The sequence below is a fragment of the Neobacillus sp. BF23-41 genome, from assembly GCF_041106275.1.
In genome coordinates this window covers 408429-433599 of record NZ_JBGBPR010000002.1, presented here as the reverse complement: position 1 = coordinate 433599, position 25171 = coordinate 408429, and the positions used below count along the sequence as shown (strand labels likewise).

Annotated in this window: 22 protein-coding genes; 17 read left to right on the top strand and 5 right to left on the bottom strand. The window is 39.6% G+C overall.

Going from position 1 to position 25171, the window contains the following annotated elements:
- Positions 1 to 162: 162 nt before the first annotated feature.
- The 7 genes from AB7942_RS05205 (at position 163) to AB7942_RS05175 (ending at position 10479) form a co-directional block, all read left to right on the top strand.
- Complete coding sequence (locus AB7942_RS05205) at positions 163 to 3225, top strand: glycosyl hydrolase 53 family protein (protein WP_369446066.1); 3063 nt, start codon at positions 163 to 165, stop codon at positions 3223 to 3225.
- Between the two features lie 177 nt (positions 3226 to 3402).
- A complete protein-coding gene (locus AB7942_RS05200) occupies positions 3403 to 4584 on the top strand; it encodes a galactokinase (protein ID WP_369446065.1) in 1182 nt (393 codons plus the stop codon).
- Positions 4585 to 5574 carry a UDP-glucose 4-epimerase GalE gene (galE, locus tag AB7942_RS05195; RefSeq protein ID WP_369446064.1) on the top strand — a complete coding sequence of 330 codons (990 nt, stop codon included), beginning with the start codon at positions 4585 to 4587 and terminating at the stop codon, positions 5572 to 5574.
- An 11-nt stretch (positions 5575 to 5585) separates the two neighbouring features.
- A complete protein-coding gene (gene galT / locus AB7942_RS05190) occupies positions 5586 to 7070 on the top strand; it encodes a UDP-glucose--hexose-1-phosphate uridylyltransferase (RefSeq protein WP_369446140.1) in 1485 nt (494 codons plus the stop codon).
- Between the two features lie 212 nt (positions 7071 to 7282).
- Positions 7283 to 8173 (top strand): alpha/beta fold hydrolase, encoded by an 891-nt coding sequence (locus tag AB7942_RS05185; RefSeq protein ID WP_369446063.1) that lies wholly within the window; start codon positions 7283 to 7285, stop codon positions 8171 to 8173.
- A 100-nt stretch (positions 8174 to 8273) separates the two neighbouring features.
- On the top strand, positions 8274 to 9065 hold the full coding sequence (locus tag AB7942_RS05180) for a 2-keto-4-pentenoate hydratase (protein ID WP_369446062.1): 792 nt from the start codon (positions 8274 to 8276) through the stop codon (positions 9063 to 9065).
- 112 nt (positions 9066 to 9177) lie between these two features.
- Complete coding sequence (locus AB7942_RS05175) at positions 9178 to 10479, top strand: MFS transporter (protein ID WP_369446061.1); 1302 nt, start codon at positions 9178 to 9180, stop codon at positions 10477 to 10479.
- 50 nt (positions 10480 to 10529) lie between these two features.
- On the opposite strand, the gene AB7942_RS05170 is transcribed toward AB7942_RS05175, so the two are convergent.
- From AB7942_RS05170 to AB7942_RS05160, 3 genes are all read right to left on the bottom strand, one after another.
- The gene (locus AB7942_RS05170) at positions 10530 to 11729 is read right to left on the bottom strand and encodes a CynX/NimT family MFS transporter (RefSeq protein ID WP_369446060.1); all 1200 of its coding nucleotides are present in this window, start codon (positions 11727 to 11729) and stop codon (positions 10530 to 10532) included.
- A gap of 368 nt (positions 11730 to 12097) precedes the next feature.
- On the bottom strand, positions 12098 to 12424 hold the full coding sequence (locus AB7942_RS05165) for a CBS domain-containing protein (protein WP_369446059.1): 327 nt from the start codon (positions 12422 to 12424) through the stop codon (positions 12098 to 12100).
- 338 nt (positions 12425 to 12762) lie between these two features.
- Positions 12763 to 13545, bottom strand: coding sequence for a hypothetical protein (locus AB7942_RS05160; RefSeq protein WP_369446058.1), 783 nt, complete (start codon positions 13543 to 13545; stop codon positions 12763 to 12765).
- Between the two features lie 273 nt (positions 13546 to 13818).
- Between AB7942_RS05160 and AB7942_RS05155 the strand changes: the two genes are divergently transcribed.
- From AB7942_RS05155 to AB7942_RS05145, 3 genes are read left to right on the top strand one after another with little or no spacing between them, the layout of a single operon-like run.
- Complete coding sequence (locus AB7942_RS05155; protein ID WP_335439303.1) at positions 13819 to 14244, top strand: DMT family transporter; 426 nt, start codon at positions 13819 to 13821, stop codon at positions 14242 to 14244.
- A gap of 47 nt (positions 14245 to 14291) precedes the next feature.
- Positions 14292 to 14987 (top strand): Crp/Fnr family transcriptional regulator, encoded by a 696-nt coding sequence (locus AB7942_RS05150; RefSeq protein ID WP_369446057.1) that lies wholly within the window; start codon positions 14292 to 14294, stop codon positions 14985 to 14987.
- 35 nt (positions 14988 to 15022) lie between these two features.
- Positions 15023 to 15526, top strand: coding sequence for a DMT family transporter (locus AB7942_RS05145; protein WP_088085540.1), 504 nt, complete (start codon positions 15023 to 15025; stop codon positions 15524 to 15526).
- A gap of 179 nt (positions 15527 to 15705) precedes the next feature.
- On the opposite strand, the gene guaC is transcribed toward AB7942_RS05145, so the two are convergent.
- Complete coding sequence (gene guaC / locus AB7942_RS05140) at positions 15706 to 16689, bottom strand: GMP reductase (protein WP_098930513.1); 984 nt, start codon at positions 16687 to 16689, stop codon at positions 15706 to 15708.
- Between the two features lie 285 nt (positions 16690 to 16974).
- On the opposite strand from guaC, the gene AB7942_RS05135 reads away from it, so the two are divergent.
- The 7 genes from AB7942_RS05135 (at position 16975) to AB7942_RS05105 (ending at position 23274) form a co-directional block, all read left to right on the top strand.
- On the top strand, positions 16975 to 18438 hold the full coding sequence (locus AB7942_RS05135; RefSeq protein ID WP_369446056.1) for a sensor histidine kinase: 1464 nt from the start codon (positions 16975 to 16977) through the stop codon (positions 18436 to 18438).
- Positions 18435 to 19127 carry a response regulator transcription factor gene (locus AB7942_RS05130; RefSeq protein WP_168241986.1) on the top strand — a complete coding sequence of 231 codons (693 nt, stop codon included), beginning with the start codon at positions 18435 to 18437 and terminating at the stop codon, positions 19125 to 19127. Before AB7942_RS05135 ends, AB7942_RS05130 begins: the two co-directional genes overlap by 4 nt.
- A 15-nt stretch (positions 19128 to 19142) precedes the next feature.
- Positions 19143 to 19664 carry a hypothetical protein gene (locus AB7942_RS05125; protein WP_369446054.1) on the top strand — a complete coding sequence of 174 codons (522 nt, stop codon included), beginning with the start codon at positions 19143 to 19145 and terminating at the stop codon, positions 19662 to 19664.
- A gap of 94 nt (positions 19665 to 19758) precedes the next feature.
- Positions 19759 to 20418 carry a DUF2306 domain-containing protein gene (locus AB7942_RS05120; protein ID WP_369446053.1) on the top strand — a complete coding sequence of 220 codons (660 nt, stop codon included), beginning with the start codon at positions 19759 to 19761 and terminating at the stop codon, positions 20416 to 20418.
- Positions 20419 to 20575: 157 nt separating this feature from the next.
- Positions 20576 to 21688 carry a DUF1835 domain-containing protein gene (locus AB7942_RS05115; RefSeq protein WP_369446052.1) on the top strand — a complete coding sequence of 371 codons (1113 nt, stop codon included), beginning with the start codon at positions 20576 to 20578 and terminating at the stop codon, positions 21686 to 21688.
- 768 nt (positions 21689 to 22456) lie between these two features.
- Complete coding sequence (fbpA, locus tag AB7942_RS05110) at positions 22457 to 22657, top strand: Fur-regulated basic protein FbpA (protein WP_142292131.1); 201 nt, start codon at positions 22457 to 22459, stop codon at positions 22655 to 22657.
- Between the two features lie 332 nt (positions 22658 to 22989).
- Positions 22990 to 23274 (top strand): hypothetical protein, encoded by a 285-nt coding sequence (locus AB7942_RS05105; RefSeq protein WP_369446051.1) that lies wholly within the window; start codon positions 22990 to 22992, stop codon positions 23272 to 23274.
- Positions 23275 to 23319: 45 nt separating this feature from the next.
- On the opposite strand, the gene AB7942_RS05100 is transcribed toward AB7942_RS05105, so the two are convergent.
- Positions 23320 to 24852 carry a multicopper oxidase family protein gene (locus tag AB7942_RS05100; RefSeq protein ID WP_369446050.1) on the bottom strand — a complete coding sequence of 511 codons (1533 nt, stop codon included), beginning with the start codon at positions 24850 to 24852 and terminating at the stop codon, positions 23320 to 23322.
- Between the last annotated feature and the right edge of the window lie 319 nt (positions 24853 to 25171).

The following is a 25171-nucleotide window of genomic DNA, read 5'->3' as shown; positions in this document are numbered from 1 at the left end:
CCTTGCTCATGAAAGTTTTAGTGCAGTGCTAAAAGCTAGAAAACATCCATTTTAAAATGGGTGTCTTCTTTATATAGTTTAGTGGAACCGCTTACTAGATTAGACATAAATACTTCAAATTCCACTACATCTTTCAAAAATAATAGTAAGGGTGAGGAGAAAATGGGGAAAATACGAAGGCTTTTTGCAATACTACTAGCGATGATAGTGGTGTTTAGTTCCATTTTGGTCAATATTCATAGTGGATACGCCGCAAGCCCACAGAATCAGTACTTAGTAAACGGAGGTTTTGAATCAGACTTTTGGAAGGATGGATCTTGGAAGGTAGAAACTCCGAATTGGGATGGAATAGATGTACAGCAATATTCATACGCCAGTGATGCCTGGATGACCCCTAATGAAGGGACTCACGCATTCAAATATTGGCTGAAGAAAACAGCTGTTGGAAATCAAACAATTACTGTAAAGCAAACAATTGCAACTCTCCCCGCCGGAAGCTATGAACTATCAGTTAGATCGATGGGAGGGTCGGGAAATCAAGCCGGAAATGTGAAACTATTTGCAGGATCAGAAACGATAAATGCCGTTGCGACTACAGGGTATAATGCATGGGGGACCATTTCCTTGAAATTCGACTTAAAGCAAGAAACCTCTAATTTGCAAATCGGCGCAACCATAAGCGGTGCACCCGATGCGTGGGGATATTTAGATAGCTTTAGTTTAAAAGCAAATGGTACACAGCCGGTCCCAGCAGATATCTTTGTGAAAAAGGTTGAGGGACTTAATCCTAATTTTATCAAAGGTGTGGACGTATCTAGTGTTATTTCCTTAGAAAATAGCGGAGTCAAATTTTATAATACGACCGGAGAAGTGCAGGATATTTTTAAAACCTTGCATGAAGCAGGAGTCAATTACATTCGGGTCCGTGTATGGAATAATCCATATGATTCAAAAGGAAATGGCTATGGCGGCGGTGATAACGATTTAGCAAAAGCGATTGAAATTGGAAAAAGGGCGACTGCTAACGGAATGAAGCTATTAGTAGACTTTCATTATTCTGATTTTTGGGCAGATCCAGCTAAACAACAGGCACCAAAGGCATGGGCAAACTTAAGTTTTGAAGATAAGAAGAGAGCTTTATATACCTATACAAAAGAAAGTCTGCAAACCATGAAGGATTCCGGAATTGATATTGGTATGGTTCAGGTTGGGAATGAAACCAATGGAGGAGTTGCTGAAGAAAAGGATTGGACGAAGATTAGTGCTTTATTTAGCGAAGGAAGTAAAGCGGTTAGATCGGTAGATCCGAATATCTTAGTAGCCGTGCATTTTACTAACCCTGAATCAACCGGAAGATATACTTCCTATGCTGAAATTTTAAAGAAAAATAACGTAGACTATGACGTATTTGCCAGTTCTTATTATCCATTCTGGCATGGTACGTTAAGCAATTTGACAGCTGTTCTTAAGAATGTTGCCGATACTTATGGCAAAAAAGTGATGGTGGCTGAAACATCTTACGCGTATACGGCTGAAGATGGAGATGGACACGGAAATACAGCACCAAAAGATTCAGGTCAAACGTTAGATTACCCGATTACAGTCCAAGGTCAAGCCAATTCTGTCAGGGATGTGATCCAAGCGGTTGCAAATGTTGGTGAAGCAGGAATTGGTGTATTTTATTGGGAGCCAGCGTGGATTCCAGTTGGACCTCCACAAAATTTAGAGCAAAATAAACAGCTTTGGGAAAAATATGGTTCTGGTTGGGCATCTAGCTACGCTGCCGAATATGATCCTCATGATGCAGGTGCGTGGTATGGCGGAAGTGCCGTAGACAACCAAGCTTTGTTTGATTTTAATGGTAAACCATTACCTTCATTAAATGTATTTAAGTATGTCAATACTGGAGCCGTTGCCCCATTAAAAATCGACGGAATAAAAGATATCTCTTTAAGTGCTATTTCAGGGGAGAATATTTCATTACCAGAAACCTTAGCCGTTACTTATAATGATGGCAGTAAAGGAACTGTTCCGGTTACATGGGACCAAACAGCCCTTGAACAAGCCGTTCGCAGTGGTGTTGGCACCTTTATAATAGAAGGAACTGTAGAAGGTGGCACGGTGGTAAAGGCCCATCTTGAAATAAAGCCGGAAAATTTTATAGTGAACCCAGGTTTTGAAAATAGTGATCGAACAATGTGGAAAATTATTCATGAAAATGGAACAGCACCACACACAGATTATCAGCAAAAGGCTTCAGATGCCAAATCGGGCAAGTATTCTTTACACTTTTACTCAGCTGCTAAAGTCGATTTTAGAGTAGAACAGACGATTTCCGGCTTAAAGCCGGGCTATTATAATCTTTCCATGTTCTTGCAAGGTGGGGACGCTGTAGACCCCGTCATGGATCTCTATGCCAAGACTGGTGGTAAAGAATTAAAAGTCGATACCGGTGTAAATGGTTGGGTAAATTGGAGTAATCCTGAACTCGAAAATATTCTCGTTATAGATGGAACACTAACGATTGGAGCAAACATAAAAGCTAATGGTGGTGCATGGGGAAGTTTAGATGATTTCTATTTATACCGCGTGAATAATTATGACACCAAGGCGCCTGTCACGGAAACGGTCCTCTCAGGTCAAGATGATAATGGTTGGTATAATCAGAGTGTAAATGTCTCTCTGAATGGTACGGATGATAAATCGGGTGTAGCAAAAACAGAATATAAAGTTAATGACGGTAGTTGGCAAAACTATCAAGGGCTATTTGATGTAACGGCTGAAGGGGAAAATGTGGTTCAGTACAGAAGTATAGACCACGTAGGGAACATTGAGGAGGCAAAATCTGTTTCAATAAAAATTGATAAAACGGCTCCGACCTTGAATGTTTCGTTTAACTCGAGCGTCCTAATCGATCGTAACCATGCCCTCATTCCAATTAAAGCTGCGGTTGATGGTGAAGACACCCTTTCGGGGATTAATAGAGCAGAACTAATATCAATCGAAAGTAATCAACCTGAAAATGGAAAAGGTGATGGGAACACAGTCGATGATATACAGGGAGCAGACTTTGAAACCTTTGATACTGATTTTCTGCTAAGAGCAGAGAGAAGTGGCAGCGGTGACAGGGTTTATACTGTAACCTATGAGGCATGGGATCATGCTGGAAATTCGGTTATCCAATCCAATCGGATTATTGTAAAGCATGATAATTCGAAAAAATAAGGCTTCTCTCGATGAAAGAAAGGGAGCTGTGAAAGCGCATGAAAATCTCATGCGCTTTTCTTAATATTTTTAAGTAAACTTTTAGTAAAAATAGTTGAATTTTTTTACTAACCGTTATAAAATTAAGTTGAAATTAATAATTTACTTACAAGAAACAGAATTTCTGGAGGAATTAAAATGAACGTTACCACACTTAATAAAGTATTTTTAGATATGTTTCATATTTTACCTAGAAAAGCCTTTTTTGCTCCTGGAAGGATTAATTTAATTGGCGAGCATACCGATTATAATGGCGGTCATGTCTTTCCATGTGCAATCACATACGGTACCTATGCTGTAGCAAGGAAGCGGGAAGACCAAGTTATTCGCCTGTACTCAACGAACTTCCCTGAAAAAGGAATCATTGAATTAGATTTAAACCAGCTAAATTATGAGAAAGAACACAATTGGGCCAATTATCCGAAGGGGATGATTCGTTACATGATCGAGGCGGGATATGAAATTCCTTCGGGATTTGATTGTGCTATTCAAGGCAATATACCGAATGGTGCAGGACTTTCTTCGTCAGCCTCCATTGAGCTGTTAACCGGAGTGCTAGTAAACGGCCTATTTGAATTAGAAATTCCTCGGCTTGATCTCATCAAGCTTGGTAAGAAGGTAGAGAATGAATTTATTGGTGTGAACAGCGGCATCATGGACCAGTTTGCGATTGGCATGGGGAAGAAAGATGCTGGAATTTTACTAGATTGCCAGACTCTAAGCTATGAATACGCACCCATACATCTTGATAATTACAAAATTTTAATCATGAATACGAACAAGCGCAGGGAATTAGCTGATTCGAAATACAATGAGCGAAGAGGAGAATGTGAAGAGGCGCTAGCGGAACTGCAACAAAAACTTCCGATTGAGGCTCTAGGTCAGTTATCTGAAGCGGAGTTTGATGAAAATCAATACCTAATTACCAATGAAACGGTCCGCAAACGAGCAAAGCACGCTGTCTATGAAAACGTGCGAACAATTAAGGCTCTAAAAGAGCTGAAGGCAGGAAATTTAGAGGCATTTGGACAATTGATTAACCAATCACACGTATCCTTACGGGATGATTATGAAGTGACTGGAGTGGAACTTGACAGTTTAGTAGAGGCTGCATGGAAACAACCGGGAGTTGTAGGGGCGCGGATGACTGGTGCAGGATTCGGCGGCTGTGCTATTGCTATCGTAGAAAATGACGAGGTTGAAAACTTTATTGCAAATGTTGGGTCAGCCTATCTCGAGAAAATTGGCTACAAGGCAGAATTTTATGCAGCGAGCATTGGTGACGGGGCAAAAGAAATTCAAATGGAGGCGGCGATCTAAATGAGTATCCTTGTATTAGGTGGAGCGGGCTATGTCGGTTCGCACGCTGTTTACCAGTTGATTGATCAGGGGTTTACGGTGGTTGTGATTGATAATTTGCAAACAGGCCATAGCGCTGCAATTCATCCAAAGGCAAGCTTTTATGAAGGGGATATCCGCAGTCGTGAGTTTATGCGCTCTGTTTTTGAAAAAGAAAACATTGAAGCAATCTTTCATTTTGCCGCCAATTCCCTTGTCGGGGAATCAATGGTTGAACCGTTAAAATACTTTGATAACAACGTTTATGGGACACAAGTTGTCCTTGAAATGATGAAGGAATTTAGCGTCAAGCACATCGTTTTTTCATCGACAGCAGCTGTTTATGGGGAGCAGAAGGTTGTACCGATTACAGAGGATGCGGCAACAATTCCAACGAATACCTATGGCGAAACCAAGCTAGCAATGGAAAAAATGATGGCTTGGTGCGAAAAAGCCTTTGATCTTCACTATGTTTCCCTTCGCTATTTTAACGTAGCTTCGGCAAGAAGCGACGGACAAATTGGCGAGGACCATAACCCAGAAACGCATCTCATCCCTGTTGTATTAGAAGCAGCATTAGGCAAAAGGCCTGCCGTTACGATATTTGGGGAAGATTATGATACAGCAGATGGTACTTGTGTTCGTGATTATATTCATGTAGAAGACTTAATTGATGCCCATATATTAGCCCTCTGTTATCTACAAAATGGCGGGGAGAGTAATCATTTCAATCTTGGCTCAAGTCAAGGATTCTCAGTAAAAGAAATTGTTGAGACAGCTAAAGAGGTTACAGGAATTGATATCCCGGTAAAAATCGGTGAACGAAGAACTGGAGACCCAAGTACATTAATTGCTTCTTCGGAAAAAGCAAAAAAGAAATTGGGATGGAATCCAACGAGAACATCGATTCATCAAATGATTAGCAATGCCTGGAACTGGCATCAGCACCACCCGAATGGATATCAGAAATAGAGGTGAACATGATGATTTATCAACTAATACAACAATTAATCAATCAAGCAATAGCCACTCAATTAATTGAGCGGGAAGATGAAATCTATGCGCGCAATCAAATATTGTCACTTCTCCATCTAACGGAGTTTAAGGAAGTGGACCCAGCAGGGGAAAGCAACTTTGATATCCCTGATTTACTCGATTTAATTGTAGATTATGCCTGCAATCAAGGGATTATTGAAGAATTATTTGATGAAAAAGAGATTTTTTCAAGTAAAATTATGAACTGTTTCATCGCCCGGCCATCAGCTGTTAATCAGCTTTTTTATGGAAAATATAAACAGGATCCAAAAGCAGCAACACAGTATTTTTATGAGTTAAGTAAAAATAGTAACTACATTCAGATGAAACGCATTCGCAATAACATTGAATATAAAACCGCCACAGAATATGGTGAACTTGATGTTACCATTAATCTATCAAAACCAGAAAAAGATCCCAAAAGTATTGAACTCGAGCGATCGGTGAAGCAAACGGACTACCCGAAATGCTTGCTCTGTGTGGAGAATGAAGGATATGCGGGAAGAATCGGGCACCCTGCCCGCTCCAATCACCGCATGATTCGTGTAAATCTATTAGAAAACACATGGTACTTGCAGTATTCACCATATGTCTATTACAACGAGCATTGTATCGTGCTAGCAGAAAAACATACCGATATGGTTATTAGTCCAACGACTTTCTTACGGCTGTTAAGCTTTGTTGAGCAATTTCCACATTATTTTGTCGGCTCTAATGCGGACCTGCCGATTGTAGGGGGCTCAATTTTATCCCATGATCATTATCAAGGCGGGAATTATCAATTTGCGATGGCGAAGGCAGGGGATGACTGGGCATTTAAAATGGCTGGATATCCGGATGTAGAGTGTGCGGTTGTTAAATGGCCTATGTCCGTTATTCGCCTGCGTTCCGATCAAATTAGTACGCTCGTTGAAGCCGGTTCACATATTTTAGACAAATGGAAAAAGTATAGTGATGAAGATTTAGGAATTGAGGCGAGGACTGGCGATACCCCGCACAATACAATTACACCCATTGCACGCAAAAATGGGGATGTATATGAACTGGATTTGGTACTGCGTAACAACCGGACGAGTGATGAGCATCCGCTTGGCATTTTCCATCCTCACGCCGATGTACATCATATTAAGAAGGAAAATATTGGCCTGATTGAAGTGATGGGGCTGGCGGTTTTACCAGCACGGTTAAAGGATGAACTAGGAGAAGTGGAAAATTTCATCCTAGGTCGATCATCGGCAGTGGCAGACTATCATTTAGACTGGGCGGAAGCGTTAAAATCACGCTATCAAGCTATTGCCAATGAAGCGAATGTGCATGGTCTGGTAAGAGAAGAAGTAGGAAAGAAGTTTTTAAGGTGCTTGGAAGATGCAGGTGTGTTTAAGCGGAATGAAGTCGGTGCATCTGGGTTCCAGCGGTTTATCAGTACTTTATAAAAAGGCTGTGTTAAAGGTCATTGTTGATTTTAAAGCCTACGTTGATTGGAGCGGAAGGCGCGAAGACTCCTGCGGGAGGACGGGGCAGGGGAGACCCCGCAGGCGCTTAGCGCCGAGGAGGCTCCCCGGACCGCCCGCGGAAAGCGAAGCGCCTGGAGCGGAAATCAACAGCCAAGTATAACAGAGCCATTTTTTAAAAAGGGGAGATTTAAATGACAATCTGGACAGACTTAGCTGATTTGGAATATAAACTCTATTATGTTAATGCAAACGATATTAAAACGAGAGTACTAGAGGCTGGAACAGGAGAACCCCTGATTTTGCTTCATGGTACGGGTGGCCATATTGAGGCTTATGCCCGAAATATCCGAGGCTTAAGTGAACATTTCCGTGTGATTTGCATCGATATGGTAGGACATGGCTACACAGCTAAACCAGATCGCCCATACGGAATTGATTATTATAGCGAGCATTTACTGGGTGTTATCCAAGCATTAGGGTTATCAAAGGTTTATCTTTCAGGTGAATCATTAGGAGGCTGGGTTGCTGCCTGGTTTGCGGCTGAACATCCAGAGTATGTGAAAGCAATGGTGTTAAATACGCCAGGGAACGTTAATAACAAACCTGAAGTTATGCAAAAGCTGAAGGACTCCACGTTAAAAGCTGTTCTTGAAGCCAACTATGAAAATGTAAAAACCAGACTTCAGTGGTTAATGTATGATAAGAGCCAAGTAAACGACGAACTAATTGAATCTCGTTACAAAATCTATACACAGCCATCATATCAAGAGGCCGTTCATCATATCGTCTGCCTGCAGGATATTGAAGTTAGAAAGCTGTACAGCTGGGATCCATCATGGTGCGGTAAAATCGATGTTCCGACATTGTTAGCATGGACAGACCATGATCCAACTTCAACCGTTGAAGAAGCCAAACCGATTCAGGATATGATTCCAGCTAGTGAGTTGGTAGTCATCAAAGATGCCGGACACTGGCCGCAATGGGAGAAACCTGAAGAGTTTAACACTGTATTAATAGACTTCTTATTGAAAAATGGAAAAGAACCTGCTAATCAAAACGACGCATCTTTGGTAACAAAATAATAAGACGACACTTTGAGAGCGCTATTGATTGATTCATAGGTTAACATGTTATTGAATCTATGAAATAGTGCTTTATTTTTTTACAAAAGGAGTTTTTACTATGAGCAATCAAGTCATTCATCGTGTTCAACATGTACATGAGCTTTTGCAGCAGGCAGAAGCTGCTAAGCAATCCATTACACCACTTACTGATTTGTATCAAGAATTATCCGTTGATGAGGCGTATCAAGTCCAACTTCTCGCAATTAATGAGAAGGTTGGAGTGGGCCAGCGTATTGTTGGGAAAAAAATTGGATTAACCTCTGTTGCCATGCAGCAGCTGTTAGGGGTGGATCAACCAGATTACGGTCATCTATTGGATTCCATGGAAGTAAGTAATAACGGGGTCATCAGCTTAGATGCCATGTTTCAGCCAAAGGTTGAAGGCGAGATTGCCTTTGTTCTCAGCAAGGATTTGAAAGGTCCATCTGTGACCATCGAGGATGTCCTTGATGCGACAGAGTATATAGCCCCAGCCTTAGAAATCGTTGATAGCCGGATTACTGACTGGAAGATTACCTTAGCAGACACGATTGCCGATAATGCGTCAAGCGGATTGTTTGTCATTGGTGAGGAGCGATTCTCGTTAACGGATATCGACTTACCATCGATTGAAATGAATTTGTTTAAAAATGGTGTACTGATTAATACAGGATATGGTTCAGATGTGCTAGGCCATCCTGCCAAATGTGTGGCCTGGCTGGCAAATAAGTTATCCGAATACCAGGTTGTTTTGAAAGCGGGAGAAGTGATTTTATCAGGGGCATTATCTGCAGCAGTAGTGGCCGAAAAAGGGGGTCGGTTCACTGCTGGATTTTCACATATTGGTAAGGTGGAAGTTACATTTAAGTAATGACCTAAAAGGACTTTTTCATTTATGGGGTGGAAAGGTCTTGAAGTCAAAGTGGTATCATTCTATGAAAACGAACGAGGGGAAAAGGGAGAAATTTCAAGGAGGGCCTTATATGGAGCAAAACAAAAGTGCAGTATCAAAAAAAACATGGGTGATCATCTTCCTGTTATTTTTATTAACCGTCATTAGTAATGCAGATAAGGCGATTATTGGGTTTGCCTCAGTATCAATTATCAAGGAATTGGGATTATCGCCAGAGCAATGGGGAGTTGTCGGGAGTGTTTTCTTCTTACTCTATTCGCTTTCAGCTGTTTTAGGCGGCAGTCTTGCGGATAAAATTGGAGCGAAAAAAGTCATTGCTGGTATGGTCGCAATTTGGTCCATCGTTCAATTCTCAACGATCTTTGTCAGCAGCTTTACTTATTTATTGGTAACCAGAATCATTTTAGGGGCTGGGGAAGGACCTTCCTACGCTTTAGCGATGACAGCTGCCTCAAAGTATCTTCCAAAGGAAAAATTGGGAATTGGTTTAACATTGGTTTCAGTGGGCGGACCGCTTGGTGTTGCCATTTCAGCACCGGTCTTAATGCATCTCATCATGAGTTATGGATGGCGCTCGGCGTTTATCTCAACTGGAGTAGTAGGTTTTATTTGGATTATCGTGTGGTTATGGATCGCAAAAGAGAAAGCGGTTACAGATACTGAGTTGGTTGCAACAAAAGGCAGTACCCCGTTATCCACTATCCAAAACGAAACAAATTTCACCTCTGCCTTGTTTTCGAAAAATTTCATCTTCGTTGCCTTATGTGGTTTTGCCACTTATTGGTCCTTTACGATTGGGCTGAACTGGCTTCCTAATTATTTGGAAAATGTCCGCCACCTCAGCGAAGGTACTTTAAAAATTGTCGTAGCATTGCCTTGGATTTTGATTACCCTTTCGCAAATTACCTTTTCAACCATTTCTGACCGACTGTATCATAAGACGAAAAGTATGGTAAAGGGACGGATTTTTGTCCTTGGACCAGTAATGTTAGCGGGAGCAGTCAGCTACTTTTTCGGAGCAATGGTCAGCTCTAATCTTCTTGCCATTGTATTATTATCACTTGGGTTAACATTTGGATGTATTACCTTGGTCATGGGACCAGCGATTCTAGTAGATTTGGTTGCACCTAAACATCAAGGTAAAATTCAGGGGTGGTTTATGGCGCTTACTTCATTGGGTGGGATTGTCGGCCCCTATGTAACAGGGTATTTCATTGAACACTCAGCAAGTCCAGCCGCTGGCTTCCAGTATGCGTTCCAATTATGCGGGCTAATCCTTCTTGTTTTCGGTGGACTAGTTTGGCTGGCCGTCCGTCCTAAAGAGATTAAAAATTCAGACCTATCAGATGTAAATACATCAAATGTCATGTAAAATATAGTAAAATACACAAAAAGCGAACAGTGCCTGGCACTGTTCGCTTTTTATACGTGTCGATTGCGACCCGCTAACATCCCAAATACCATAACGATTAAAGAAATAAGGATGAGTGCACTAAGTGGAACAGTCCATAAATGGGTCTGATCAAATAAATATCCAATAAAAAAGGGGCCCGCCGCTGCAAGGATATATCCAGTTGATTGTGCCATTCCAGATAACTCTGCAGCCTGGCTGGCATTCTTGGTGCGAAGTCCGATATAGGTTAGTGATAATGGAAAGATTCCTCCCAAAGCCATCCCAATGAAAATAATGCTAGCAATTAAAACGGGATAGGATGAGCCCAACAGTAAACCTCCATAACCAATAATAGAGCATAGGCTTAACAGGAATGCGATCCATTTTTGTGATTGAAAACGTCCTGCAATGACAGGGATGAAGAAACTGAAAGGTAGTCCGACTATTTGAGTGATTGAAAGCAGCCACCCTGCTTTCTCCATACTCATTCCTTGACTATGCAGGATTTCTGGTAACCAAGAAATTGTTACATAAAATAAAAAAGACTGAAACCCCATAAAAATGGCGATTTGCCAAGCAAGTGGTGAACGCCAGATTTGATTAGATTTAGAACTAAGCCTTTTTATATCTGTTTGACTTCCATGATTATATTTGAAAAGAAAGGCCCACACCAAGATAGCTAGCACGGCCGGAATACCCCAAACAATTAAAGCTCCCTGCCAGCCAAGGTGCATGCCGTCTGCTAAAGGAACACTAACTCCTGACGCTAATGAGGCAAACAATCCCATTGAGGTAGAATAAACACTTGTCATAAGACCGAAGTGCTGTGGGAATTTGTCCTTTGCAATGGCTGGTAAAAGAACATTGCCAACGGCTATACCCACTCCAATAAAAAGAGTCCCCGTAAAAAGGAAAAACGTCATTGGGATGGATCTTAGACCTATACCGATTAATAGAGTGAACAAACCTATAAGCAAAGTCACCTCATTTGTTAACCGATTGGCGAGCTTTGGCACGATGGGAGACATGATGGAAAAAACAAGTAATGGCAAACTCATTAATAAACCTGTACTCCAATGTGCTAGTCCAACATCTTCCTGAATCATTCCAACTAACGGCCCTAATGATGTGATCGCTGGGCGCAAATTAAATGCTACCAGTATAATCCCCGTAACGAGCCAAAATATATAGGTCGATTTTGTTTGAGTATATGATTTTAGTAACTCCACTATTAGATACCTCCCACTCTTAAAACAAACTTTCTAAAGTATATCATAGTGACAGAGATGGAGCTAAATGTAACAGAGCTACTTCCATATTTTTCAGAAGAAGGACCCCAATTATACAATCTGTGCTAAAAATGTTGTTTTTAATTAATGTTGATAATACAAGAAAAAACAGCAAACCAGGATTTGCTGTTTTTAATGTCATTTAAATGTTTATTATACATTCTATGAAATTCTTTGGTATAATGGAATTATAAATAGAACACTTGTTCTTTTAATGAGAAAAAAAAGAAAGGAAGGGAAGTTTTTCACGATGGAATTCAAGTCATTGTCCGAGAAGAAAGCTAGAGAAAAGTTTAGAGGCAAGCACCTTACAAGTCCTTACCTATTAAAACCTCATCCAGAGAAATGACTCTATGATTTAACTCTTCATTCGAATCTAAAACTCCTATTACAATTTGATTGTCTTCTGTTATTGTGGCATATCTGAAATGTTTATCCCCATTAATGAGTAAAGCATTTACCTGTTTTGCCTCCATCTTGGCAAAAACATTTTCTGTGTACTCAAGTGGTAGAAATTCATCTAATCCTTCTGTTGGTCGACCAACCCATTTAAACAGGAAATCTTTGATTGCAAATTGCTCAATCATCGATAAATTTTTCTTGAATGTTAGCTTATCCACGGTTACTGTTTTCACTTTAATCACTCCTCAAATAGTAAGTAAAGTTTATCCTTTCAAATGCCTAACATCAACTGTATTACAGTGACAGAATATTTACATTTTGATTTCGGATTATTTCAAATAAGGAATGTATATAAATCATTTTTTAAATAATTGCCACTGGATTTCCTTGATGAAGCTCATATTTGCTATGGTTAGTTTCTAATTAAGCTAACAATACTTTTCTTCCATTTTTAAAATTTAAAAAGCCGAAAAAATACAAGTTTTTATTCACCACTTGTACATTTTCGGCTTATTTTCATTCAATAAATATACCGCCATAATCTGCATTTTTTAATTACCAATAATAAATATTATGCGGATTGCTTTTGGTTTCTTCTTGCTCGACTTTCCTTTTTATTTGATTTTGATTTTCCTCTTGATTTTGACACTCTAAATAATAGTACAAATCCCGCACTCAACATTAAAGCCCATACAAGTGCGAATTTATTACCACTTAAATAGATACCTATACTAGGTATCAACAGAAGTAAGATGCTTTTCAGGTAATAATTTACTTTAGGATTAATGACGATCAAAACTGATATCATAACAAGCAACGAAGTTTTGATATTATTCCCCATAAAGGAGTGATTAGTGTAATTTACGTAAAAGTAATACCCAAACGATCCTAAAATTGCTAATAGGGAAAGATAAAACCTCATAAACGAACTTTTATAAAACAGAATCCAAACGGCAATTAAATTAATACCTGCACATATTCCTAGTACATATAATGTATGATAAAACGTAAAATTACCAATAGGATCTTTCATAAAATTCCAAATGAAATTGAAGTTGTAACAAACAGCTGCTACTACAAATATCTTAAAGACTAGTTTTAATGAGAACATTCCCCCTTTCTTTTTCTTATTTGAGGATCTGGATCTGGATCTGGATGGCGAATCTACTCTCGCTTCGCCATCTTCATCTACTTTTTTCTTTTTCCATCCCATAATCCATTGTTTAAATCCTCTTTCTTCCTCTTCCTCTTCCTCTTCCTCTTCTGCTTTATGTCTAGTAGCGTATTCTCTTTCTTTATATTCTTCATCATCAACTTTTTCTAATTGTTGATTCGAATTTGAATGAAAATCCAATGTCTATTCACCTCAAAAATATTTTTTAATTATTATAAACTTATTTAGATATAATTAGTAATTTCTAAGCTCCTTTTTTAATAGAACGTTCCCTCAAGTGTACCACTATTAATTTAGTTTATCAGATACACTTTTTTCCACGGCTTAGAAAAGGGTACATTAAAAAAAATGAAAATAACACATTCTATTATGAGTTGAGGACATATGTCCTATCCAAACTACTTGGAAATATCCTTTAATATAGTAGAGAAATCTAAATTAGGGGAGAAAACAATGAAGGGGATTATCTTTGCATTATTAGGCGGGGCCTTTATTACCCTGCAAGGGATTGCCAATACACGGATTAGTGAAGACATTGGCACGTGGCAAGCAGCAACTATTACCCAGTTTACTGGTTTTATAATGGCACTCATTATTTTCATGTTCGTTCGAGACGGTAAAGGGCAAGGCTTCAAACAAGTGAAGCCGTTATATTTGATGGGGGGCGCCTTTGCAGCGATTGTCATTTTCAGTAATGTCACCTCTATTCAGAGAATCGGTGTGACGCTAAGTATATCAGCGATCCTAATAGCCCAGCTTACGCTGACATTTATCATAGACAGTAACGGATGGTTTGGCCTGGAGAAGCAGAAGATGAAGCTGCCACAGATTATCGGCATCGGGATGATGATCGTTGGTGTGGTGATACTAAGGTCATAATAAGTGTCTTTTGGAATGTAGAAGGTGAAAGGCAGAGGTGAATAAGAGTGAAAGAACTGAATGATCAGGAGCAATTGGACGCTTATATCCAGACATACAAATTAGAAACGATCTTTCATGAACCATTCATTCCCCATTTGTCGCTGTACTGCTTTGAGCAAGGGGAGCTCATCTGTTCTCAAGGGGAAGCATCACAGTATTTGTATGTACTAGTGAAGGGGAAGGTTAAAATCTACACCAGCTCGCCAGAAGGTAATACACTCATTCTTTCTTTTAAGAAACCGCTTGAAGTGATCGGCGATATTGAGTATGTACAGGGCATTGACATTATTAACACAGTTGAGGCGGTATCCCCTGTTTGGATGATTGGTATTCACCATCGCTGGTTAAAGAAATATGGAAGTGACCATGCACCTCTCCTGCAATTTTTATTGGATATCATTACGAAAAAATTCCATCTAAAAAACAACTCGATGAGCTTCAATATCATGTATCCCGTAGAGGTGCGCTTGGCTAGTTATCTATTGTCCGTTTCCTTTGATGAATCCGATTCACTTAATAAAAACCAACTTAGCATCAGTATCAAGGATGCAGCTAATTTAATTGGAACGAGCTATCGTCATTTAAATCGGGTCATCACACAATTTTGTGAAGATGGTCTAATTGAGCGTAATCGAGGGTCCATTTTAGTTAAGGACAGGAATGGATTAAGGGATCTCGCCGGGGGTAATATTTACGAATAGCCTTAAAAAATATCAACACAAGGGAGAGAAATCGGATGATTCTAGGATTATTGTTTGCGATTATTGCCGGTGCGCTGGTAGCTTTGCAAAATATTTTTAACAGTAAAGTTAATGAACGGGCGGGATCTTGGGCAACGACTACCTTAGTATTAGGGATGGGATTCCTTGCTTCATTGACGTTTGGGCTCCTCTTTGAAGGGGGAAAGTTATTTCACTTGCAAAATATGCAGACTTGGTACTGGTTCAGCGGTCTGATCGGAGTAGGAGTGGTTGTTTGTCTCGTCCAGGGGATCAAGCGGCTTGGACCAACCTATGCCATCGCTATCGCATTGACATCACAGCTCGTGGTTGCTTTATTAGGGGACACATTAGGCTGGCTAGGTCTGAATAAGGTTCCGTTTACTGTCAATCAGTTGATCGGTGTGCTGGTTATTGTCGGTGGGATTGTCGTGTTTAAATTTGGCGGCAGCGGTGAGGGTCAGAAAGTGTTTACTTGGCCATTTGCAAAGGGGAATAAAGTTTCCGAATTTCAAAAGTAGTTTTCAGTTTACCGGGGAATCGTTTCAGGAGAATAGGAACGGTTCTTTTTTTCGTCTGACGTAGTGAGTCCTACTGAGCGCTGCGAAACATTTTAAGCTTGTTTGCGAAAAAGAAATCTCTCCTGCTTTCGTATGAATCAAAAAAAGCAGAATGACTAGTTCATCATTCTGCTTTTTTGTTAATAAACTTTATCCCCGTTAAAGATGGAATTCTTAACGACGACATAATCGACATTACGGATGGCGGCTAACTTATTTCCTCCTGCGTAAGAAATAGAGGATTGAAGGTCTTGCTCCATTTCTATCAACGTTTCTTTTAACGAGCCTTTGTACTCCACAAACATTTTTTTGCCTTCTACATTTTTCTTTTCCCCTTTTTGAAATTCCGATGCTGATCCAAAGTATTCTTTATAACACTTACCATCTTTCTCGATCGTTTCACCTGGGGATTCTTCATGCCCAGCAAATAAGGAGCCAATCATCACCATGGTTGCTCCGAATCTAATGGATTTGGCGATATCACCATGTGTCCGGATCCCGCCATCAGCAATAATCGGCTTACTTGCTGCCTTTGCACACCAACGCAGTGCAGCTAACTGCCAGCCCCCAGTCCCAAATCCAGTCTTAATCTTGGTGATACATACCTTCCCAGGTCCAATCCCAACTTTAGTCGCATCCGCACCAGCATGCTCTAATTCTCTGACTGCTTCTGGAGTTCCGACATTTCCAGCTATGACAAAGCTGTTAGGTATGTACTTCTTAATATGCTGAATCATTTTAATTACCGCATTGGAATGACCATGTGCGATATCAATCGTAATGAATTCTGGTGAAATCTGTTCCTCAGCTAATTGTTGGATGAACCGGTACTCCTCCTCTTTCACTCCAACACTAATAGATGCCAATAAACCTCGAGATTTCATATCTTTGATAAAAGATAATCGCTTACCTGGTTCAAAACGATGCATGATATAAAAGTAACCATTTTCCGCTAAGTAGATAGCTATTTTTTCATCGATAATCGTCTGCATATTTGCTGGCACCACTGGCAGCTTGAATGTATGCCCGCCTAAGGATACTGTGGTATCACACTCAGAGCGGCTATTCACGACACTTTTTGCCGGAATCAATTGGATATCTTCGTAATCAAATACATTTTCCATTATTTTCCTCCTTGAAAACAAACAGTAATTAGCTTAAATGTCCACTCAATGCAAAGATAGGGTTATCGGTTTCTATTGGTCTTATACATTGAGCTAATTCAATGATAGTCTTTTTTGGAATCAACTACACTGTTTAAATAATTTTTATACTTTTTTTAGAAATGGTTTAGAAGGGGTTTATAATTCGCGGTTATGATAAATAACAGAAAGCGTTGGCTGGCTTAGTTTGGAGATATACCAGGGTTCATTCAGTTCGGAAAAAAACAGCGTTAAGGAGATTTGCTCATGTCGATCAAGACGAGACTACTACTATCCTATATGGCCATGACCTTCATTCCCATAGTGTTGTTCGCCTTGATTGCCACAACACTTGTTTCAGCTTTTTATAAGGATATGGCTGGAACCAGGGATGGAAAGGGGATGCCAGCCTTTTGGGAAACGGCCAATCAACGCCGAGATTTGATTGCCGGCGTGAAGTTTATGACACAAACAGACCCTGACCGCTTCAACGACAAAGAGTTCCTGAAAAGCACTGACGAACAATTGAATCGTGTTCATTCAGGACTCGTGGTAATGGAAAATAATCGAACTAGCTTCACTTCCCCTTTCGTGAACCGCCTTGATCTAAATACTACTGAGATTAAGGAGATGCAAAGGGGAAAAACTCATGGCCGATGGGGAAAAAGTCGTTTTTCAGTGGAAAAGTACGATATCACTCTTAGCGATGACACTACAGGTACGGTATATATATTTTCTGATTTATATCCTTTTTTCAAGGAAGCAAGAAAGTTTTTCCCGTTGCTTGTATTGTCGCTGCTACTTGTTATTGGCCTTACGAATGGTATTCTTACCTATTTAGTTTCCCGAAGTTTTATCAAACCTTTGTACAAGCTAAAACATGCTGCGGAACAAATTAAAAAAGGGATCCTTGCTCATGAGGTGAAGTTGGACCGCAGAGATGAATTCGGAGAATTGGGGGCTTCCTTTGATGAAATGCGCGCCCGCTTGAACGAATCGATCCATCTTCAGCTACAGTATGAAGAGAACCGGAAAGAACTAATTTCAAACATTTCACATGATCTGAAAACGCCGATTACCGGAATTAAAGCGTGCGTTCAAGGCATTCAAGATGGAATCGCAGATACGGTTTCGAAAAGGGATAAATATATAAATATGATCGCGAAAAAAGCGGACGATATGGATCAATTGATAGACGAATTGATGTTGTATTCTAAGCTTGATCTAAAACGACTGCCATTTGATTTGAAACCTCTGGACATTCGTGGGTATTTGCGGAATTATATAGAAGAATTACGTCTCGACCCGCGAATGGAGAATATTAAGAGTACGTTCTCTTCCGTCAGCGACAGACCGGTTCTCGTTATGGGAGACCATGAAAAGCTGAGCAGGGTAATGATGAATATAATCGACAACAGCTTAAAATATATGAACAACGAGCAAAAGGAAATCAGGGTGGAATTGTTCGACGACGAAGCAAAAGCAACAGTACACATCCGGGATAACGGATCGGGAATTGACAGCGAGGAACTCCTCCATATTTTCAAACGTTTTTACCGGGCAGAACCTTCGAGAAATACAGAATCGGGAGGCACCGGCCTTGGTCTCGCTATTGTCAAACAGATGGTCGAAGGACAAGGTGGAACCGTTTGGGCTGAAAGTCAATTAGGGGAAGGGACCAGCATTTATTTTACATTACCAAAGATCAATCATAAGGGTGAGGATGAGTGAAACGAATTTTAATCATCGAGGACGATCAGGTTATTGTGGAAGTGGAAAAAGATTATTTAGAAGCAAGCGGCTATGAGGTAGAAATCGCCATTAGCGGAGAGGTGGGTCTGAAAAAGGCCTTGGAAGAGGAATATGATTTGATTATTCTCGACCTCATGCTTCCCAATACAGATGGATTTGAAATCTGCAGGCACGTCCGACAAGCGAAAAACATCCCAATTTTAATGGTTTCCGCCAAGAGGGAAGAAATTGATAAAATACGCGGGCTTGGCCTCGGCGCAGATGATTATGTGACCAAGCCCTTCAGTGTCGGCGAGCTGGTGGCAAGGGTCAAGGCACATCTAGCACGTTATGACCGGTTAATGACAGATAACTTCGCGAGACAAAAAGACGAAATAAGGATTCGAGGAATTCGTATTGATAAGTTATCTCGAAAAGTGTTCGTGAATGAAACCGAAATTCCCTTTACCTCAAAAGAGTTTGATTTATTACTATTTTTGGCCATCCATCCTAATCAGGTGTTCAGCAAAGACGAACTGTTTGAAAAGATCTGGGGATTGGATTCCATCGGGGACAATGCCACGGTAACTGTTTTTATTGGAAAATTACGTGAAAAAATTGAAACAAACCCGTCAAAGCCACAATATATTGAGACGATTTGGGGTGTCGGGTATCGGTTTAATGTATAACAAGGGGTGAATGGTATGAGGAAATTGAATCTTACCCAGAGAAGATGGCTGATCATCTTACATTTATTATTTGCAGCGATCATGTTCGGGGTGGCCATTGTTTTTTTAATTCTGAGTATAACTGCGGCTAACACGAACGATGATGGTGTGCTCAAGGCGTGTTATATAAGTATGCATATGCTAGCCCAGACATCGGTTCGTGCATCCACGATTGGCACGGTGGTAACGGGGATTTTACTATCTGTACTGACGCAATGGGGCTTGTTCAAATTTTACTGGATTATCGTCAAAGAAGGTTTGACAGTCCTCTCAATTTTATTGGGTCCTTTCGCAATGTATATTTTAACGCTAAAAGCGGTAACGTTGACAACTAGTGGAGGGCTAAACGCTCTTACGGATCCATCGTTCACAGTAAACAAATGGCAGCTATGGATCGGAATTATCCTTCAGATTATTTCGCTTGTTGCGATGTTCGTGATTTCGGTTTTTAAACCATGGGGACAGCGAAAACAGAAAAAAGCATCGAACCTTGCTTGAAGATGAAGGGGAGAAGAGACATGATTAAGAAATTAGGAAAGAAAAAAGGGAACAGCAGAGGAGATTCGGTTGAAGAGTCTGGAGTGTGTAAGTAGTGAAACCTAAAAAAAGTTGGTGGATTTTATTTATTATCTCATTAGGAGTCATCATTCCTTTTGTGGTTCCTTATTTAACACTAAATCCCGCCAATAGCCGAGTATCTATCACATCGGCTGGCATGCAATTTCCATTATTAATTGCACATATTGTAACGGCATGTTTGGCACTACTATCCGGTTTTTTCCAATTCGTTAAACATTTTCGAATCAAAACACCAAAAGTCCATCGCTTTCTTGGCAGAGTGTATGTAGGCAGTGTCTTATTAAGCGGTGGGCTTGGTCTAGGATATGTTTCGTATATTGAAAATTTTTCGAAAGCCACTTCTTTTCTTGTATTGTCACTTATCTGGCTTTTTACCTGTTGGAAAGGATATCGTACGGCAGTAAGAAAACAATTTGCAGATCATCGCAAATGGATGATTCGAAGCTTTGGTGTCACGTTAGTGGCAGTAAGCGGCCGAATAGTGGTGCCATTTTTGCTATTAACATATTACACCTTAAATAACTTCTCCCTACCTGGCGGGAGAGAGAAGATGGTCGAGGAAGTTCTAAATGTAAATATATGGGTGGGGCTAATAGTTAATTTCATTGTCGTTGAGTGGGGAATCCTTCGTAAAGGTGTCAGGCACCATGTGAAAAATTCACATGGTGCCTGACACAAATCTTTTGCTGGTAAAAAACTAATAAATCGTTTGATTAGAATGTTGATAGAGTGTAAATAATCGAGAAAGAGGGATTTTTAGAAGGTTGATTGAAATATATTTATAGGGGCTGGTCACCTCAAAAGTTGAAATTAAGAAGGGGAATAGCGGTATGAAAACGCGAGATCATTACCCATATATTTATTTTTTCACGGAGCCAAATGTCGTGTTTGTTTACAAAATTGAAGGGGAAGATTATTTAACCGCATCTGAATTATCTCAACAAGGAGAATGGGAAACGTATGAGATCCGCCATGCGGATGAATTTGATAGCTTTAATCATGAAGCACATATTCCCCTTGTAGGCCGGGGTTATTTTCTTCGCCAGGACGATCTCAACTTCATGGCAGGAAAAATAAATCAACTCATTCAAAGCCAGCGGAAAATAAATTCCTTTAACTATCAGAGTAAAGGAGCGTTTCATCTAGTTTCTTCCGCCGCGACTGCGGGTGCTTTAAAGGTAGGCTTAGATCGGCCAAAGACGGTGATTGGATTTCATGATTTTTTTTCGATCGGGCCTTTATGGAAACTTGATCAAAAAGTAGGCCAAGATCTTCGTTTTGAATGGTGGAATGAGCATATTAATGTAGAGCAGGATGATTTTGAATTACAAAATAACTTTTCGAAGACCTTGTTAGAAATAGAGGATATTCCTGAGTTTGTGCCTATTTACATATGGACGGCCAATAATGGCAACGAACAAACGGGTCTTCGTTTTATCCTTCATTTATTAAAAGAGAAAGATAATGATATTGTTCTACTCAATACGACCGAACTTCATCATCAACGGATCGACTCCAACAATGAAAAACTATACTCCAGCATGCTTCACCCCAATCAATTAAAACAACTATTAGACCAAGCACATTCGACTGAGCCTTTATCGTATCAGGAGCGTATCCAATTCCAAAGAGATTGGGAAGTACTGGCGCAATCGAAAGATGTCCTTCGTTTATGGAAGAATGGACGAGTTACCAGTGTTCCCGAAGATTATTTTGATGACCTCATCCTAAAGACAGTCGACCATTTGCAAAGGGAGCAACAAAACAAATCCTTTATTAGGACTGGAAAAGTGATTGGTGAAACATTACATCAAATGGAAGAAGTGGTTGGTGACTTTTTTTTAGAATATCGAATCCGGCATTTGATTTATAGCGGATTCCTTGAGTTAAAAGGGATACCAAGATCGATGCGGCATTATAGTGTAAAATTACGAGAAAAATAGACCTGAAAAAAATGCGAATTTTCCGATTATTGATTGACAGAGTGAATCCAAGGATGTTAATATCATATTAAGTAATCATATGAGTATTATCGGAATTAAAAGCGATGAATCGAAATGCATTTGCACTTGTTAGTAAAATAAAAATAGTTAGCCAGTCAACTGGAGACACAAATTCAAGTGTCTTCTTTTTGTTTATAAAAATTCATACACTAGTCGACTATTCGGATAGAGACTTCTCGCACCCATGAGAAGTCTCTTTTTTATCTAAATTAAAGGAGCTGATTCTATGGAGACGATTAGAGAGTCAATTGTTTTTGGATAAGTATTGGCTGCAATGGCATCCTAATTACAACCAGGTACAAAATCGTTAATATTTCTATTTTTATCGCTTATTTCTAAAAGATTGTTGTTTTTAAAATTCGCCCATAAAAACAATAAATTCCCCATTGAAGTCAATAATTCGCCCATTAAAGCTTAAAATTCGCTCATAAAACTTAAAAATTCGCCCATTGAATTGAAGATGCGATAAATTTCAACCAAACAGAGTATAATTTTACACAAAATATGAGTCTCCTTGAGTTATAACAACATTTTTTACGAGAAAAAGTATTTTATAGACAGCAATTGTGAACAGAATGGCAAGAAAGCAATATGGATGAAAGCTGGAACTTACGAAAGTGGAAAAATCATTTGGTAAAAAAGATTTTAATTTGAATGATTGGATTGCTAAGTAAACTTTTCTCTAAAGCAAATAAAGGAGAGGATTTCATGGAAAATATACTTCGGAATGCTGTGGAACAAAGAAGGAAAACGTTAATTAACATTCTGCTTACCTTTAAAATCTTTGATAGTGAGGAACAGCTTTTGAAGTTACCTTTAACAGATTTAGAAAATGAATACAAAAGATTAAAGTCGAATTGTCATCCTCATAGTGATACAGGCTCGATTCAATGGAAAAATAAAATTTAAACTTAGGGCGAACAGTGACATTCACTGTTCGCCTATTTACTTACTTTTAATAAAATTTGTTGTTTGTATGTGATACTAAGCCAGTTATTTGCTAAGCATTTCTCAGACTAGAAATGGCTATCTTTTTTTCAATAATCTCTGCATATTTGCAGGCACCAAAGGAAACTTAAACGTATACCTTCTAAGGATAGGGTTGTATCACACGCAGATACTGAATCCAAACATACGAAATGTGCTAACGATAGGTAGTCACTATTCATTGAAATGAAAGTGCGTGATTTGTTAGAATAATTTAGAACTTTATAAACCTATTTTTAAAAGGAGATACACCGATGACAAACGAAGATTATGAATTAAATTTAGTAAATAAAGCGATTGAGAATGCTCCTGCTTGGTTAAATGATGACCTTGAAGGGATAGCAAAAAAGGAGAAAACCAAACTCAGAATAAGCTTTGTGATTTCCGAACTTTATTCGAGATATACATTTAGCTATCGGCATATTACCGCATCTATGAATCATAGTTCAGAATGGTCCACTACTGCCCGAGAAAGATTGAACTTCATTGATAACAATATTGACTTGATTCAGTATATGATCAAGAGAATGGAAGAATAAATTAGGAAATTGATATAAAATGTATTTTTGACAGAACACCGTCTATCATCGGATCACAATAAACGGTCTCATCATCTCATAATCCTCGTGCTCCAAGATATGACAGTGCCATACATACAACCCTGTAAAAGGGCCAAACTTCATGATAATTCGAGTGACTTGGTTAGGATTAGCTTGAACGGTATCCTTCCAGCCCCGTTCTTGTGGTTCGGGAGGGATCGCCGGACCCATATAATCGATGATTTTCTCCTTTTTATACTTTTCTACATCAAAATCTCTACGGTCTAAGATTTGAAAATCAACTAAGTGGAGATGAATTGGGTGGGAATCCTTCGTTAAGCTAATAATATACCATATTTCAGTGGAGCCCAATTTTGGATTTTCAGTGATTGGAGCATCCCACTGTTTATTATCCAATAGCATCCATTCCCGACCATACGGGTCCATATTGTCATTTAAAGTTAAGTATCGTGAATTCGAAGCTGACTGTTCATTCATTTTGGGAATATGCATCATATACGCCGGAATAACACTCGTATCGACACTGGCCAAGGGAAGAGTCACTCGAAACTGCATCACTGTGCCTGTATTATCATCTGGTGGATTTCCGGTTGGAAAAGGAGCAGGAGCCTCGTTTTTCATGATAATATTTTTACCCTCAAGATTGGTAAAATCAATGATCACATCTGCTCGTTCTGCAGGTGCTAACATGATTTCTTTTACACCGATCGGGTGCTGCATAAGTCCTCCATCGGTCGCAATTTGATACATCAGCTGTCCTGAATCAAGCTTAATCCTAAAGAAACGAGAGTTGGCTGCGTTTAGCAGCCTCAATCTGTATTTACGCGGTTCCACTTTTAAATAGGGATATACTTTGCCATTCACCAAGACGGTATCCCCAAAAAATTCTGGAACGATCGATGTTTCTAATTCGGGGACGGGTTTTTCTGGCTGTTTCGGGTAATAAAGTGAACCATCTTTATGAAAAGTCTTGTCTTGTATAATAAGAGGAATCTCATATTTCCCACTAGGTAAATTCAATAACCGTTCGCGTTGATCTCTAATCAGAAAAAATCCGGCCAATCCAGCATAGACATTAAGCCTCGTGATACCAAGGGCATGGTCATGATACCAGAGGGTGCAAGCTTGTTCGCAATTATCATATCGATAGACTTGTTTACTAAAATAGGGACCGACCTGTTTGAATCCGTTTGTAAACCAAGCCTCCGGGTAGCCGTCACTTTCCCATTCCACACAAGCACCGTGAACATGTACCACCGTTCGTACTTCCGGTACATCCCAATGGGCCCCGTGCACCGTATGGTCAACAGGTAAGAGATGCTTATCTGGAAGATTGTTGATCCATTTGATATACGCTTTTTCTCCGCTTTCAACTTCAATCGTAGGTCCTGGATAGCTGCCTTCGTACCCCCAAACAGTTGTATCATTTAACTCGCGATGGAGTGATTGCTTAAATTCGGTCATATTCACTTCATAATAAGTATATAATTGATCTTTCCATCGAGGTTTTAAAATCGGGGGAATAGGGAGTTCATCTACAAATTTAGAGAGAATCATAGTTCCGCTCCTTTATATCCAGCTAAAAATTATTACCTTCTTTTTAAAAGGTTATAAATAGTACAAGTCTTTTATGACAAATTCCAAAGGGTAGGGCTCTCGACTATAATCCGCTAAACCCTTGGATAAAATAATAATATTATAATATTGAAAAGGAGTATCCAAATGCTTACTGAGCGGATAATACTTATAAAAGCTTGGTTAGTTACGATACTGCTGAAGAAAGGACGAGCTGGTGGGTGAAAAATTATTAAAGCAGCCATTCTAAGAGTTCTAGCGTTTATTGCCGTAATCATATTATCGATCGGTTTTTTTATAT

Bases quoted from the DNA above. Each gene is read 5' to 3' on its own strand.
- AB7942_RS05125 (WP_369446054.1), top strand. From the start codon at position 19,143: ATGAGGAAATTGAATCTTACCCAGAGAAGATGGCTGATCATCTTACAT.
- AB7942_RS05205 (WP_369446066.1), top strand. From the start codon at position 163: ATGGGGAAAATACGAAGGCTTTTTGCAATACTACTAGCGATGATAGTG.
- AB7942_RS05200 (WP_369446065.1), top strand. From the start codon at position 3,403: ATGAACGTTACCACACTTAATAAAGTATTTTTAGATATGTTTCATATT.
- AB7942_RS05100 (WP_369446050.1), bottom strand. From the start codon at position 24,852: ATGATTCTCTCTAAATTTGTAGATGAACTCCCTATTCCCCCGATTTTA.
- AB7942_RS05145 (WP_088085540.1), top strand. From the start codon at position 15,023: ATGATTCTAGGATTATTGTTTGCGATTATTGCCGGTGCGCTGGTAGCT.
- AB7942_RS05155 (WP_335439303.1), top strand. From the start codon at position 13,819: ATGAAGGGGATTATCTTTGCATTATTAGGCGGGGCCTTTATTACCCTG.
- AB7942_RS05180 (WP_369446062.1), top strand. From the start codon at position 8,274: ATGAGCAATCAAGTCATTCATCGTGTTCAACATGTACATGAGCTTTTG.
- guaC (WP_098930513.1), bottom strand. From the start codon at position 16,689: ATGGAAAATGTATTTGATTACGAAGATATCCAATTGATTCCGGCAAAA.
- AB7942_RS05115 (WP_369446052.1), top strand. From the start codon at position 20,576: ATGAAAACGCGAGATCATTACCCATATATTTATTTTTTCACGGAGCCA.
- AB7942_RS05135 (WP_369446056.1), top strand. From the start codon at position 16,975: ATGTCGATCAAGACGAGACTACTACTATCCTATATGGCCATGACCTTC.
- galE (WP_369446064.1), top strand. From the start codon at position 4,585: ATGAGTATCCTTGTATTAGGTGGAGCGGGCTATGTCGGTTCGCACGCT.
- fbpA (WP_142292131.1), top strand. From the start codon at position 22,457: ATGGAAAATATACTTCGGAATGCTGTGGAACAAAGAAGGAAAACGTTA.
- AB7942_RS05175 (WP_369446061.1), top strand. From the start codon at position 9,178: ATGGAGCAAAACAAAAGTGCAGTATCAAAAAAAACATGGGTGATCATC.
- AB7942_RS05185 (WP_369446063.1), top strand. From the start codon at position 7,283: ATGACAATCTGGACAGACTTAGCTGATTTGGAATATAAACTCTATTAT.
- AB7942_RS05105 (WP_369446051.1), top strand. From the start codon at position 22,990: ATGACAAACGAAGATTATGAATTAAATTTAGTAAATAAAGCGATTGAG.
- galT (WP_369446140.1), top strand. From the start codon at position 5,586: ATGATTTATCAACTAATACAACAATTAATCAATCAAGCAATAGCCACT.